At 64.9% G+C, this 13,896-nt stretch carries 14 protein-coding genes and 1 pseudogene; 10 read left to right on the top strand and 5 right to left on the bottom strand.

The window, feature by feature from the left end:
- Nucleotides 1–51: 51 nt before the first annotated feature.
- The 3 genes and pseudogenes from FJV77_RS33040 to FJV77_RS21215 form a co-directional block, all read left to right on the top strand.
- Complete coding sequence (locus FJV77_RS33040; RefSeq protein ID WP_348643829.1) at nucleotides 52–165, top strand: hypothetical protein; 114 nt, start codon at nucleotides 52–54, stop codon at nucleotides 163–165.
- Nucleotides 166–167: 2 nt separating this feature from the next.
- Nucleotides 168–1,157 (top strand): aldo/keto reductase, encoded by a 990-nt coding sequence (locus FJV77_RS21220; RefSeq protein WP_142868584.1) that lies wholly within the window; start codon nucleotides 168–170, stop codon nucleotides 1,155–1,157.
- A 9-nt stretch (nucleotides 1,158–1,166) separates the two neighbouring features.
- A pseudogene (locus FJV77_RS21215) lies at nucleotides 1,167–1,463 on the top strand (SDR family NAD(P)-dependent oxidoreductase); the annotation flags it as partial.
- Nucleotides 1,464–1,478: 15 nt separating this feature from the next.
- Here FJV77_RS21215 and FJV77_RS21210 read toward each other — a convergent pair.
- Nucleotides 1,479–2,090: a sulfotransferase family protein gene (locus FJV77_RS21210; RefSeq protein WP_142868583.1), complete on the bottom strand. Its 612-nt coding sequence runs from the start codon at nucleotides 2,088–2,090 to the stop codon at nucleotides 1,479–1,481.
- Nucleotides 2,091–2,344: 254 nt separating this feature from the next.
- On the opposite strand from FJV77_RS21210, the gene FJV77_RS21205 reads away from it, so the two are divergent.
- Entirely contained in the window at nucleotides 2,345–2,650 is a 306-nt protein-coding gene (locus FJV77_RS21205; RefSeq protein ID WP_023689804.1) for a hypothetical protein, read from the top strand.
- Nucleotides 2,651–2,699: 49 nt separating this feature from the next.
- Here the strand turns inward: FJV77_RS21205 and FJV77_RS21200 are convergent, their stop codons facing one another.
- The gene (locus tag FJV77_RS21200) at nucleotides 2,700–3,332 is read right to left on the bottom strand and encodes a PQQ-binding-like beta-propeller repeat protein (protein WP_142868582.1); all 633 of its coding nucleotides are present in this window, start codon (nucleotides 3,330–3,332) and stop codon (nucleotides 2,700–2,702) included.
- 33 nt (nucleotides 3,333–3,365) lie between these two features.
- Entirely contained in the window at nucleotides 3,366–4,586 is a 1,221-nt protein-coding gene (locus tag FJV77_RS21195; RefSeq protein WP_142868581.1) for a helix-turn-helix domain-containing protein, read from the bottom strand.
- Nucleotides 4,587–4,987: 401 nt separating this feature from the next.
- Here FJV77_RS21195 and FJV77_RS21190 point away from each other — a divergent pair, with 401 nt between their 5' ends.
- From FJV77_RS21190 to FJV77_RS21170, 5 genes are all read left to right on the top strand, one after another.
- The gene (locus tag FJV77_RS21190) at nucleotides 4,988–5,740 is read left to right on the top strand and encodes a thioredoxin family protein (protein ID WP_142868580.1); all 753 of its coding nucleotides are present in this window, start codon (nucleotides 4,988–4,990) and stop codon (nucleotides 5,738–5,740) included.
- A 79-nt stretch (nucleotides 5,741–5,819) separates the two neighbouring features.
- Complete coding sequence (locus tag FJV77_RS21185; RefSeq protein WP_142868579.1) at nucleotides 5,820–6,092, top strand: hypothetical protein; 273 nt, start codon at nucleotides 5,820–5,822, stop codon at nucleotides 6,090–6,092.
- A gap of 48 nt (nucleotides 6,093–6,140) precedes the next feature.
- Nucleotides 6,141–7,145 carry an NAD(P)-dependent alcohol dehydrogenase gene (locus FJV77_RS21180; RefSeq protein ID WP_142868578.1) on the top strand — a complete coding sequence of 335 codons (1,005 nt, stop codon included), beginning with the start codon at nucleotides 6,141–6,143 and terminating at the stop codon, nucleotides 7,143–7,145.
- Between the two features lie 268 nt (nucleotides 7,146–7,413).
- Nucleotides 7,414–9,963 carry a caspase family protein gene (locus FJV77_RS21175; RefSeq protein ID WP_142868577.1) on the top strand — a complete coding sequence of 850 codons (2,550 nt, stop codon included), beginning with the start codon at nucleotides 7,414–7,416 and terminating at the stop codon, nucleotides 9,961–9,963.
- Nucleotides 9,964–9,975: 12 nt separating this feature from the next.
- Nucleotides 9,976–10,254, top strand: coding sequence for a hypothetical protein (locus FJV77_RS21170; protein WP_142868576.1), 279 nt, complete (start codon nucleotides 9,976–9,978; stop codon nucleotides 10,252–10,254).
- A gap of 28 nt (nucleotides 10,255–10,282) precedes the next feature.
- Here FJV77_RS21170 and FJV77_RS21165 read toward each other — a convergent pair whose 3' ends face one another.
- On the bottom strand, nucleotides 10,283–10,609 hold the full coding sequence (locus FJV77_RS21165; protein ID WP_142880036.1) for a hypothetical protein: 327 nt from the start codon (nucleotides 10,607–10,609) through the stop codon (nucleotides 10,283–10,285).
- 171 nt (nucleotides 10,610–10,780) lie between these two features.
- On the opposite strand from FJV77_RS21165, the gene FJV77_RS21160 reads away from it, so the two are divergent.
- Nucleotides 10,781–12,871 (top strand): alpha/beta fold hydrolase, encoded by a 2,091-nt coding sequence (locus tag FJV77_RS21160; protein WP_142868574.1) that lies wholly within the window; start codon nucleotides 10,781–10,783, stop codon nucleotides 12,869–12,871.
- A gap of 9 nt (nucleotides 12,872–12,880) precedes the next feature.
- Here FJV77_RS21160 and FJV77_RS21155 read toward each other — a convergent pair whose 3' ends face one another.
- On the bottom strand, nucleotides 12,881–13,498 hold the full coding sequence (locus tag FJV77_RS21155) for a TetR family transcriptional regulator (protein WP_246691321.1): 618 nt from the start codon (nucleotides 13,496–13,498) through the stop codon (nucleotides 12,881–12,883).
- Between the last annotated feature and the right edge of the window lie 398 nt (nucleotides 13,499–13,896).

The raw sequence follows: 13,896 nt of genomic DNA, 5'->3' as shown, positions 1-13,896 counted from the left end.
GCCGGGCCACATGAAGCGGGCGCTCGACAACGGCGTGACCGCGACGAACTCATCGAAACCATTACCCATCTCGCCTTCTATGCCGGCTGGCCTACGGCAGCCACGGCGATCGGTATTGCCCGGAAGGTTTTCGAACAGGCCGACGCCGAGAAACAAGGACAATGACAATGCAAAAGCGCACACTTGGAACAAGCGGTCTCGAAGTCTCTGCCATTGGGCTGGGCTGCATGGGAATGAGCCAGTCCTACGGGGCGCCGATGGAGACGGCGGGTGCGGTCCGCCTGATCCGCGCGGCGTTCGAGCGCGGCATCACCTTCTTCGACACCGCCGAGGTCTATGGACCGTTCAAGAATGAGGAGGTCGTCGGCGAAGCATTGCAGCCGATCCGCGACCAGGTGGTGATCGCCACCAAATTCGGCATCGACATTGCAGGCACTGCCGGGCACAGCGGCATGGACAGCAGGCCGGAGCACATTCGCGAAGTCGTCGAGGCCTCGCTCAGACGGCTGAGGACAGACCGCATTGATCTTCTCTACCAGCATCGCGTCGATCCGGTCGTGCCGATCGAAGAGGTAGCGGGCACGGTCAAGGACCTGATCCAACGGGGCAAGGTCAACCATTTCGGTCTCTCCGAGGCCGGCGTGCGCACCATCCGGCGCGCGCATGCTGTGCAGCCGGTCGCCGCCCTTCAAAGCGAATACTCGCTATGGTGGCGAGAACCCGAGGAGGCGATCCTGCCTGTCCTCGAAGAACTGGGTATCGGCTTCGTGCCGTTCAGCCCGCTCGGCAAGGGCTTCCTCACCGGCGCCATCAGCCCCGACACGACGTTCGACAACAGCGACTTCCGCAACACCGTGCCCCGTTTTTCGGCGGAGGCCAGGCTGGCAAACCAGGCTCTGGTCGATGCCATCGGCGTCATCGCGGCCAAGAAGAAGGTGACCCCGGCGCAGGTCGCGCTCGCCTGGCTGCTGGCGCAAAAGCCCTGGATCGTCCCGATCCCCGGCACGACGAAGCTCAACCGCCTCGAAGAGAACATCGGATCGGCAGCAGTTGCGCTGACGACGGATGATCTTGCCAACATCGAACACGCGGTCTCGGCGATTGCCGTGCAGGGAGAGCGCTACTCTCCGCAACAGGCGGCAAGGATCGATCGCTGAGCGGCCAAGCCAGGCGGCGCGATCCATGCCGCCAACAAGCATGCGGTGCGCGTCATCTCGGAAGGGCTGCGCCAGGAGGTCAAGCCCTACAACATGCGCACCACCATCATATCGCCTGGTGCGGTGGCGACGGAATTGCCGGACAGCGTCACCGAAGCCGATGTCGCCCAAGGCGTGCGCGCGCTCTACGACCGGGTGGCCATACCGGCCGATTCCTTCGCCCGAACGGTGGTATTCGCGATGAGCCAGCCCGACGAGGTCGACATCAACGAGATCCTGTTTCGGCCGACGGCGCAGGAATATTAGGGCCGCCGACCTTGCTCAGCGCCGCCGGCCCAGCCCGAATTGCGCCTGAAATTCCCTGGTGTCGTTGCGGTTGGGATAGGGCTGGTCGGGCACGGGAACGCGCAAATGCGCGCACAGGGTCTCCCAGCCGTCGCCCAGTTTATGGACCAGCAGCCGCTGCGGCGGAACTGTCGCCATGACCGCGGCGACGTTGGCTTCATAGAGGGCGATCGCGGTCGCGCGATCATGCGCCTTGCCGCCGAAGACCTGCTTGGCGATCAGGGAAATGCCTAGCGCCTCCTGATCCTGGAGCTGGCTGATGCCGGCCAGGATGGTCTTCTCGAAGCTCTCCCACCAGCTTCCTGCCGAACGCCAGGTGAGGATGACCTGGGCGTCCGGATAGACCTCGATCAGCTCGCGCCAGTAATGCGCCGATGGCCAGTCCATGCAGGAGGCATAGCCGGCAAACAGCTCGCTCCAATCGGGCGCAGCACCCTTCGCCAGCGCGCGCCAGAGCCGCTTCTGCTCCTCGTTGGCGATGACTTCGGACATATGATGACAGGGTCCCAGGCCGAGGATGGTCAGCGCTTCGCGCATCGAATCCGTTCCGGTGCGGCCAAAGCCCGTCCCGATCACCTTGATCGACATATTTTCCTTCCTGGTTCGATCCGGCCGAGGTCGGTCAGTTGGCAGGTTGGCATCGCTCAGCGGCTGCACGATAGCAGCCTCTCCGCAGGAAGCGCCGCGTGGGCAGCAACTCTTCACTCTTCATCGCATATATCAGGACTGCGCCCGGGCCAGATTAGCCGCCAACGATAGATCTGTCCCAACAAAGATCGGTTGACCGGCCTCGGCCACGAAGCGACTATTCAGCCAGATTGCAGACCGCAGGAGGACATGAGATGGACGAACCCGATCGCTGGCGGCACATGGCGAGCGCGCCCAAGGATGGCAGCCGGATCCTGGTCACCGTGAGGCCGTCGGAACAGGGGCCGGCCGAGGTTGACCTCGCCTATTGGTCGCGCGCCGATCAGTTCGGCACGGAGGGCTGGCGCTCTTCCGATTCGTCTCCGGGACGCGTGATCGAATATCCTGAACCCGAATTGAAATGCTGGATGCCGCTACCGACGGCCAATCTCAGCCGGGCTTCCATGCCGAGCCCGTGGCAGGGGGAGGATGTCCCGCTGCTCGACGGCTCCGGGATTTGATCTCGGCGGAACGTTCCGCACCATAAGGCGAACGTCGCCGGCCGCGGCCTTATCTCGGCCGGCGCACCGCTCGCACCATGCCGCCGGGGCCGCCGCCGCAGAAGAAGCGATCGCCGCCGTCGGATTCGAGCCCCGACACGCCCACGCCGGCCGGCATGTCGAGCCGCTCCAGCACCTTTCCGTTATGCGGGTCGACGCGCCGGACATCGCTGTGGTCACCTTCCCAGGTGCCGTGCCACAGTTCGCCATCCACCCAGGTCACCCCGGTGACGAAGCGGTTGGATTCGATGGTGCGCAGGATTTTCCCGGTCTCGGGATCGATCTGGTGAATCTTGCGCTCCCGGTTCTGCCCGACCCACAGCGTGCCCTCGGCCCAGGTCATGCCGGAGTCGCGACCACCGCCGGGCGCCGGGATGGTGGCCAGCACCTTGCCGGTGTCGGGGTCGATCTTCTGGATGCGATCTCCAGCGAGCTGGAACAGATGCCGGCCGTCATAGGCGGTGCCGGCATGGGCCGCGACATCGATCGAGCGCAGCGTTTCACCGTTTGCCGGATCGAAGGCGGTCAGCTTCTCTCCCGTGGCAAACCAGACATTTTGCCCGTCAAAGCTCACGCCATGCACAGTGTCGACATCAGGAAAGGGCCCGTATTCGCGCAGGATTTCGGCGGTTGAATGTTTCATGTCCTGGTCCTCGATCACGGTCACGGAACCTTCCTAGCCGTTCGGCAACGGCGCCGGGAGTAACAAGGTGGTCGTGAAACCGGCCACCGGCGGCGTCATCCAGCGGCGCGCCCGGCCATGGCCGAACGACTGCACCTTGCCGACCTCGGCCAGTTGCTCCAGCGCCCGTTGTACGCTGCGCTGGCCGGCGCCGAGCGCCAGCGCCAGCGCCGAGCTCGCCCAGGCTTCGCCATCGGCGAGGAAGGCCAGTACCACCGCGTGCCGCTCCTCGATCGGCCGCGCCAGCACCGCCACCACGCCTGCCTGGCGCGGCGCCAGTGCAAAGCCTTGGCTGGTCGCGCCGATGCCGGCAAGTTGCTGCAACTCGGCGCGCAGCCGGCCGATCTCGACCCGCAGCCTGGCACGATGCGATTCATCGGCGTGCCTGCCGCCAAAGGCGCGGGCAATCAGCGCCGCTCGCGGCACATCCGCCGGCCAGGCTTCGGCAAGTGTTCGCACCAGTGCAAACAGCACCGGGCGCGTTGCCAGCGAGACCGTGGTTTCCTGCTTGCGCACGACATAGCGGAACGTATCGACGACCAGCGCCGACGACGCCTGCAGCGCCTCGACATCTTCGAGCAGCAGCGGGCGTTCCTCGCCACCAGCGATAAGCCGGGCCGCCGGCGTATCCAGCGCCAGGAAGGCGCGGTCGACCTCGGCCATAAGGCCCGGAATGCCTGCCCGGCGGGCGGCGTGGCGCGCCCATTCAAGGGCTGCGCGCGCGGCTTTCGTCTTGAGACGGCGCATCGCGATGCCGGCAACGGCGAGTTCATGCGCGGCGCGTGAGGCCGGCGGAAGCGGCGCCGGATCGAGCCCGGCCAGCACGTCTTCAGCCTCGTCGAGGCGACCGATCAGCAGCAGGCGGCGCACCTTGAGATGGCCGGCATGCGCGGCGTTCAGCCGGTCGCCATGCTTTTCCAATGTCGCCCGCGCCGCATCGAGCGCTTTGGCCGGCCAGCCGAGGTCACGTGAGACCAGCGCGATCTCGGCTTCGGCGACGACGCATCTGGCGCGCGCCACCGCCTCTTTCGGGCCGAAGGCGCGGCCGGCCCGCCGCAGCAGTGCTTTGGCGCGATCGAGATCGCCGAGCTGCGCCATGGCAATGCCGCGCAGCGCCAGCGCCGGTGCATCCTCGCGCAAGGCGACGCGGTCGAGTGCGGCCAGCGGATCACCCGCGGCCAGCGCCAGCCCTGCCGCGGTGATCAGCGAGTCCATTCAAATCCCGTCACACTTGTAACTCCCACCCCGCCGGTCATGGCCCTAACTTAAGTCACTGCCGCCAAGCAGCAAGCCGTGACGGCGACCCAGCCATCTGGGCTGGCAGGAGAAACTCGTGCCGTCGTTGACGCCAATATCGGCATTCGCTAGCCTGAGCATCTCAGATGGTATTTTTAAGCTTCTCATTGGAGATAACTGACAATGCCTGTTTCCGAGGATCTTGAGCACACTGCGCGGCCCCGCCACCCCTGCTGCGGTGGGCCGCCTGCAAATCCCGTCACATTTGTAACTCCGCCCTCGCCGCCTCGCGGCCCTACCCTACCTCACGATCAGCAGGCAACGACACGCCGCAACGGCTCACAACTGACAAATAACTGGGACAGACACGGAGACGAGCAATGACCAAGCACGTGGCAATGAAGACCCCACCAATCGTTTCAAGGCAGGAATGGGAAGCCGAGCGCGAAAAGATGCTGGTGAAGGAGAAGGCGACGATGCGCGCCAGGGATGCGCTGTCGGCCGAGCGCCGGCGCATGCCCTGGATGGAAGTCGACAAGGCCTATGTGTTCGAAGGCCCCAATGGCAAGGTGAGCCTGCTCGACCTGTTCGAAGGCCGCCGCCAGTTGATCCTCTACCGCGCCTTCTACGAACCCGGCGTCTATGGTTGGCCCGAACATGCCTGCCGCGGCTGTTCGCTCGGCGCCGACCAGGTCGGCCACCTCGCCCATCTCAACGCCCGCAACACCACGCTCGCCTATGCCTCGCGCGCGCCACAGGCCGATATTGTCACGCTGAAGCAGCGGATGGGTTGGGAGATGCCCTGGTACACAATCACCGACAGCTTCGACAAAGATTTCGGCGTCGACGAATGGCACGGCCACAACGTCTTCATCCAGGACGGCAAGAGGGTGTTCCGCACCTACTTCATCAACAGCCGCGGCGACGAGCAGATGGGAACCGTCTGGAGTTATCTCGACGCCACGCCGCTCGGCCGCCAGGAGGTCTGGGAGGATTCGCCCGAAGGCTATCCGCAGACCGAACTCTACAGCTGGTGGAACTGGCACGACAATTACGACGCCGGACCTGACAAGACATGGGAAGAAGTGTCCGCCGCCGGCGAAGCCGCGTTCCGGGACAAGGATGGCAAGTAAGGGCTATCCAACCTGGGGTTCCTCGCCCCGCAGGGCGAGGAACCAAGTCCCAGGCATTGACCATCAAGGGATGAGCACCATGAGCGATATCGGCACAGGCATCGGCAGCGAGATCCCTCAATCCACCGGCGCGACGCCGAGAGGCGTCGCCGACTGGCTGTGCCTCGCCGCGGCCCCGACTTTCGCTGTGATGGCGCTGCTTACCTGCATTCACACCGGCGACGGCGTGGTGTCGTGCCTGGGCGCCAATGCCTCCCTGCTCACCAGCATGCCGGTGATGTATCTCTTGATGAGCGCCTTTCATCTGGCGCCTTGGCTGCGCGTGATTTCCGGCCGGCCGGTCCGCCAATAGGCCGGCTCGCCACCGCTATTCCAACACCCCGCACGTCGGAGAAAGACAATGAAGCTGGTCAGGCTGAGAGCGCCGGGCGGGTTGGACAGGCTCGACCTGGTCGAGGAGGATCATCCGCAGCCTGGGCCGGGCGAAATGCTGGTCAGGATCCGCGCCTGCTCGCTCAACATGCGCGACGATTTCGCCGTGCAAGGCAAGGTGCCGCTCGCCGACGGCCGCGTGCCGCTGTCGGACGGCGCCGGCGAGGTGATTGCCGTCGGCGACGATATCGATGCCTTCAGGCCCGGAGACAGCGTCGTCAGCACCTTCTACCCCGGCTGGCTGGGCGGCGACATGACGCCGGACACCAAGCGCGACATTCCGGGCGACAGTTTTGACGGCTTTGCCAGCGAGTATGTGTGCATGCCGGCGCAGGCCTTCACCAGGGCGCCGGCGGGCTATACGCATCTCGAGGCGGCAACGCTCACCTGCACCGGCGTCACGGCCTGGCGAGGCCTGGTGACGTGCGGCAAGGTGAAGCCCGGCGACACGGTGCTGATCCTCGGCACCGGCAGCGTGTCGCTGTTTGCGCTGCAATTTGCCAAGGCCGCCGGCGCCCGGGTCATCGCCACCTCGTCCAGCGAAGAAAAGCTGGAGAAGCTGAGACGCCTCGGCGCCGACAGCGTCATCAACTACACGGCCGTGCCGGACTGGGGTGGCAGGGCTAGGGATTTGACGAACGGACGCGGCGTCGACCAGGTGATCGAGGTCGGCGGACCCGCGACGCTGACGCAGTCGATAGCGGCCTGCCGGACAGGCGGGCACATCGCACTCATCGGCGTGCTGACCGGCTTTGCGGCCGAGGTTTCGATCCCGGCGCTGTTTTCGAACCAGATCCGCATCAGCGGAATTTCCATCGGCAGCAGGGCCGACCAGGAAGACATGATCCGGGCGATAGAGGTCAACCGCCTGAAGCCCGTGATCGACAGCAGCTTTCCATTGCAGGACATCGCCGCCGCGTTCAGGCATTACGAAGCGCAAAAGCATTTCGGCAAGGTTTGCCTCGAAGTTTGACCATCGCATCCTGCGCCGTCAGTCCTGGTGTCGGGTTGATGCAACCCGGCGCACTCAGCGCGTCGATGCGAACTGTGAGACTTGTCACATACCCGCTCCTGAAGCGCGTGATAATGCCATCATGATCGGCGCCGAAAGAAATCGCCTGCCAAGGTCTGGCGGTGACGGGCCTTTCACTTTATCCTGTGGCAGGTTGCATACTGTCAACGGACCTTGATGCCGCAAGCGGTGTTGTCGTCGGCGTCAGGCAGCGGCCAGGGGTTTTGCCATGCTCCGACTTTGCGGAATCATCGCGGCCTTCATCCTCGTTAGCCTCACAGCCTTTGAGGCCTGCGCCGATCGAAGGGTCGCTCTCGTCATCGGCAATTCCGACTATCGAGACATCCCGGCACTCAAGAATCCGGCCAAGGATGCCGAGGACGTGTCGGCCACGTTCCGGCTGGCGGGCTTCGAGGTTTTCGTCGCCGAGAACCTCACCAAGCAGCAGTTCGAAGGCCAGTTCCGGGACTATCTGGCCGCTATCGACGGCGCTGATCTCGCCGTCGTCTACTATTCCGGACACGGCTTTCAGATCGGCGGCGAGAACTTCCTGATACCGGTCGACGCCTCGCTGAAGAAAGCGGCCGATATCGAGGTCCAGGCCATTAAGCTCAACGATGTGCTGGAGCAATTGCGCTCGAAGTCGAAGATCCAGGTGATCATTCTCGATGCCTGCCGCAACAACCCCTTCCCGCGCAACAATTACTGGCTGCGTGACCAGCTTGTCACCGCCGGCAATACCGGACTGGCGCAGGTGCGCAGTTCGCTCAACACGCTGATTGCCTTTGCCACCGAACCGGGCGCCGTCGCCTATGACGGCAGCGGCGACCTCAGCCCGTTTTCATCAGCCTTTTCGCGCCGCGCGCTGGCGCCGAACCAGGAGATTCGCACGGTCATGTCAGCGGTGCGCCGCGATGTCGTGCAAGCCACCAACGGCATGCAGGTGCCCTGGGAAAATTCCTCGCTGATCGACGACGTGGTGCTGGTACGCCGCAGCAACCGGCCCTCGCTGCCGCCAGTGCTGGAGAAGGTCGTGCTGTCGGGGGTCGGTCCTGTGGCTCTCGGCCTGCCGGAGCCGGTCGATGTCGATGGCGGCGCTGTCAGCGTCAGCATCGAAAGGCCGCCGGCAATGGGCCGGCTTATGCTGGACGGCAAGGACGTCGAAGTAGGCGAACCGATCGCGGGCAAGGACCTGCCGCGCCTGCAGATGGACGTCCCCAAGGGAGCCGCTACGCAGGACGAGGTGGATATGCTGGCCTATGCCACGCATGACAATTGGGGTGGCGGAAGCCAGGGCATATTGGTGTTTCGCGTCAAGAGCGGCGAAGGCGCCGCCGGCCAGCAGATCATGGCTTCGCTCGAGGCCGAGCAGAAGCAGCAGGTGCTGGAGCGTGGCATCCACATCACCGGTGCCGCCGAAGCGATCGAGAACCGCAAACTCGATATTCCCGTCGGCGTTGGCCCGGTTGCGCTCAATCTGGATTTCCCGACCGACGATCCGGCGGTCAGCCTGAAGGTTTCGGGGTATCCGGCAACGGGAACGCTGTCGCTGCCGGATCGGACGCTCTCGCCGCAATCGAGCCTGTTGGCCGGTGAAGTCGACCATCTTCGTTATGAGCCGCAGATCGGCGCCGGCGCGCCGGTCGTGGTCGGTTTTGAAATCCGCGCCGACAGCAGTTCATCGAAGCCCGCGACGATGAAGATTTCGCCAACGGTCGATGCTTGCGATACCGCCGCCGGCGAGCCTCTCGACCTGCAAGGCGTGGTGCCCGGCCTGCTGCCGAACGAGATCGGCGCCGGTGCGGTTGCGGCCTGCGAGGCCGCGGTGAAAACCTATCCCGATGTCGCCCGCTTCCGCTACGAGCTCGGTCGCGCATTGCTAGCTGCCGGCAAGGTCGCCGAGGCCAAGACAGCGATCGAGGACGCCGCCAAGAAGGGGCATGTGCGCGCTGTCTTCGAACTCGGCTATCTCAACGCAACGGGGACCGGAACGGCCATCGACCGCACCCAGGCCAACGCTCTCTACAAGGCTGCCGCCGACAAGGGCGATCCCTACGGAATGACCTCGTGGGGCCGCGCTTTGTTCAACGGCTACGGCGTCAACCGCGACACGGCCAAGGGTCTCGACCTGCTGCTCAAGGCGGCGGCCATGGGGCACACCTATGCCATGAACGATCTGGCCGCGATCTTCACCGAGGGCCGCAATGGGGTGCCTGCCGATCCGGCCCGCGCCGTCGCCTTCCTGCAAGCGGGCGTACAGCGCCAGGACATGTATTCGATGAACCTGCTCGGCCGCAATTACCTGGCCGGCCAGGGCATCGACAAGGATCCGAAAGCAGCGCAGGCACTGTTCCAGCAGGCCACCGATCTTGGCCAGCCCTACGCTCCGGGCAGTCTCGCCCGCATGTACAGGGATGGCGTCGGCGTGCGCCAGGACCCGGCGGAAGCGCAAAGGCTGTTCGAACTGGCGACCGCGCGCGGTGATTACTCGGGCGCCTACGATCGAGCGGCGCTCGAAATGGCGAAAGGCGACAGCGCCGACCAGGCTGTTGCGGTGCGTTTCCTCGCCTTCGCCGTCGCGCTCGATCTGCGCAAGGAGCTTCCGGACGCCAAAAAGAGCCTGGCGCAATTCGGAACGAAGCCGAAAACTGTGGCGCTGGATGCGCTGCGCCAACAGCTGAAGTCGAAGACACCGCTGTCCGGTTCGCTGGACACGCAACTGGTCAGTGCGGCCCGGGGCGTCTGGGAGGAAGCCAATCCGCGTCGGGACTTGTTTTGAACAATGGAGGCAATGGTGGGCAAGATATTGAAGCAGGCATTCTTCGGCGCGATTCTGTCCGGCGTTCTGGCCGGGCTCATGGGCTGCACCTCGGTGACGCCTATGTTCGAGCCGGCGCCGGTGAAACATCGCAAGGTGGTTCGCGTAGCGCCGCAGCCAAAGGTGGTCCGATACAAGAAAGCGACCACCAGCAAAGTGGTGAAGCCGGCCGAGGAGACCCCACAAAAGCCGCCTGTGATTCCCACTCTCGGCGGCAGCGGAGGCGGAGGCGGCGGCGGTTGGAGCGGATGAGATCGTCAACCAAAGGGCAGCGCTGCGCTCAGCGGCCCCACAGGGTCTTGCTGAATTCCGCGTGGGCCTTGGACAACGTCAAGCCGATGTCGTCCATCCCTGCCACGGCATCGGTTGGCCAGCGGACAATTCGGCGCAGCGCTGCACGGAAAACGCGGTGGACGAACGCTGCCAGTGCAGAGGCCACGACCGCCGCCGGATCGAGCCTGCGAGCCGTCGATGCCCGATGGGCCTGTTGTGTTTCGAGATAGCGGGCCAGCGCAATGTCGTGCCGCGATGGCGCGCCGAGTTCCTGCCGGTCGCGCCCGGGGTTGTCATGCCAGATGGGCCACTCGGTCGAGCCTGGGTGTTGCACGGTGTCCTCCTGCGAAGAGAGAGCCAGTGCCGACAATCTCCTCAAGCGTCGTGAGAAACGCGTGGGAACGGGCGTGATGGAATCGTGAAAAGCGCCTCGGCGGCGGAATAAGTGTTGAAATAGCGTGAGCTTGAGCGGATCGTCGTCACGCTGTGACCGTGGCGGGATCCGATGACCGGACCTTATCTTCACCTTTTGGGTGGTTTCGACTTTGCCGGGGCCGCGGTTCCGGCCATCAGCCGCAAGGCGCGTGCGATGGTCGCCTATCTCGCACTCCAGTCGGGGCATTCGCAGTCGCGCGAGAAGCTCGCGACCCTGCTTTGGGGCATCAACAGCGAGGCACAGGCGCGAATGAGCCTGCGGCAAGCGGTATCGTCGGTCAGGAAAGCCATGCAGGCATGCGGCGGCGGCCGCTTCCTCACCGACGGCGACAGCGTCGCTCTGCATCTCGACGGCCTCGATTTCGACGTCGCGCGGTTCGAGGCGCTGGTCGCCAGCCCGGCACCCGAAGACCTCGAACTGGCGCTCAATGTCTACCGCGGCGACCTGCTCGACGGCTTCGGCCTGAAGGAGGAGTCATTCGAGGACTGGCTGAGGATCGAACGCGAGCGGCTGCGGGCCTTGGCCGTCGCCGCGCTTGACAGGCTCGTCGCGCATTATGCCGCAACGAACGATCCCGCCGCATGCGTGCGCGCGGCGACACGACTGCTCGCCATGGAGCCGCTGAGGGAGGACATCCACCGCGCCCTGATGCGTGCCTATGCGGCGCAAGGCCGGACCAATCTCGCGCTGAAGCAATATGAGCACTGCCGCACTGCGCTTCAACGCGATCTCAAGCTGCAGCCCGAGCCTGAGACACGGCAATTGTTCGAGACGCTGCGGACACGCCGCACGATAGCGCAGGCACGTCCACCCACGGCCGATGCGGACGACGCCACCGACTTCAGCCACCAAACCGCGCGACCGCAGACCCGCTACGTCAAATCGGCGGGGGTCAACATCGCCTATCAGGTCACAGGCGACGGCCCGATCGACCTGATCTATGTCTCGGGATGGGTGTCCAACCTCGACCTTGCCTGGGAATCGCCGCGGCTTTCGCATGTGCTCAGGCGTCTCGGAAGCTTTTCGCGCCTGATCCGCATGGACAAACGCGGCACCGGTCTGTCCGACCGCAATGTCGGCTTGCCGACGCTGGAAGAACGCATGGAAGACATGCGGGCGGTGCTCGACGCGGTCGGTTCCAAGCGCACGGTTCTGTTCGGCAGTTCCGAGGGCGGCCCGATGTGCATGCTGTTCGCGGCGACCTATCCCGAGCGCACAGCGGCACTCGTGCTCAATGGAGCCTATGCCAGCGGCAGATGGTCGAAAGACTATCCCTGGGCGAAGACAAGCGAGCAGGTGGAAGGAGATCTGGCGCTCGTCGAGAGAGAGTGGGGAGCGGCGGCGGATATGAGCAACGCAGCGCCCAGTCTGATGAGCGACACGTTCGAGCAGGAATGGTTCGCCGCCTATCTCAGGAATTCAGCGTCGCCCGCAGACGCGATCGCGCTGTGGCGCTGGGGAACAGAAATCGACGTTCGCGACATTCTGCCTGCCATCCATGTTCCGACGCTGATCGCGCAGGCGACCGGCGACCGCTGGGTAAAGCGGGAAGAAGGACGCTATCTGGCGACACATATCGAAGGCGCCAAATACGTCGAGTTCGCCGGCCGCGACCACGTGATCTGGGGCGAGAATTCCGATCGGCTTGTCGACGAGATCCAGGCTTTCGTCACCGGCGCCTTGCCGGCGGCTCCCGGCGAACGGCTGCTGGTGTCGGTGCTGTCCGTCGATATGACGGGCTCGCCTTTCGATATCGAGCCGACCGAGCGGCACGCCGAGGCGCTCCATGGTGAACTCCTCGCGGCTGAAGGCAGAGAGATCAGCCGAGCGGACGGCAAGGTGCTCGCGGTGTTCCAGCGGCCAACGCGGTCGATCCAGTGCGCGATCGCCATTCGCGATCGCTTGCGGCGATCCGGTGTCGACGTCCGCTCGGCAGTGCACATCGGCGAGTGCGAGCTGCGCGGCCATCAATTTTCCGGCGCGGCGGTCGAGCTGTCGTTGCGGCTGCTCGATCATGCGCAGCCGGGCGAAATCATCGCGTCACGCACGGTGCGCGATCTCGTGGTCGGCTCCGGCCTGCAGTTCGAGGAGCGTGGCGAAATGGCAGCAACCGGGCTGCCCGGCGCGTTTCCGTTCTACTCGGTCAATGGTACGGCTTGAGCCGCTGAGTCACATCTTCCCTGCCCCGAAGCGCAATCCGTCCATCAGCAGCTTGACCAGCCGGCGCGAGCGGTCGCGCCAGTCCTTGGTGTCGGGGGCCGAGTAGATGCCGCCGAGCGCATGCAGCACGTCGGAAGCGTCGACGTCGCCGCGGATCGAGCCTTCGGCCGCGGCCGCCTCGACCAGTTGCCGCAAGGCCAGCGATACCCGGCCCGACAAGTCGGAAAACACGGCGGAATTGGTGTTGAACAGGATGCGCAGGCTGGCCGCCAGGCCGCGCTTGGTGGCGATGTAGTCGACGAAGCGCTGCATCCACTGTTCCAGCGCCATGTCGGCCGGATGGTGGCTGGCGAGGTCGTCGGCAGCCGCGCAGAGTGCTTCGACTTCGCGCCGATAGACCACCTCGACCAGATGCTCGCGGGTCGGAAAATGCCGGTAGAGCGTGCCGATGCCGACACCCGCCTGGCGTGCGATCTCCTCCAGCGAAGCATCGACGCCCTGCTCGGCAAAAGCCGTCGCCGCCACCTCGACCAGCCGGTCGCGGTTGCGCTGCGCGTCGGCGCGCAGCGGCTTTGGCGCTGCGGCTTCGCGCGCACCTTGGGCGGTTGCTGTCTGCTGGTCGTCCAATTTTTTCTCCACTGTCGACATATGGGGCTTGAACCCCGAGGGGTAAGCCCCCACCTAGATAAACGGAGGCGCCTCCGCTTTAGTGGAGCAGTCTTATCATATAATCAAGGGAGCCGGTATGTCACGTGCTGAAGGACTGAAAGCGTCCCCTGCCCGCTGGAGAATGGCGAAGGCCGAGGTGCGCGTCATCTCCCTCCTCGAGGGGGAGATGTCGCCAAAAGGCGACAGAGGGGGTCGGTTCGACTGGACGCGACCTCCTGCGGCGGATGGGGGTAGCGCTCTATGCGAGGCGACCCCCTCTGGCCTGCCGGCCATCTCCCCCTCGAGGGGGGAGATCACGCTCTCGGCCGCTCTTGCCCTCCCTCGCCCAAGCCCCATCTCAACCCCCTAGCGTCAAG

It is taken from the genome of Mesorhizobium sp. WSM4306 (assembly GCF_007003975.1).
Taxonomy (GTDB): Bacteria; Pseudomonadota; Alphaproteobacteria; order Rhizobiales; family Rhizobiaceae; genus Mesorhizobium.
This window is presented reverse-complemented; position numbering and strand designations above follow the sequence as displayed.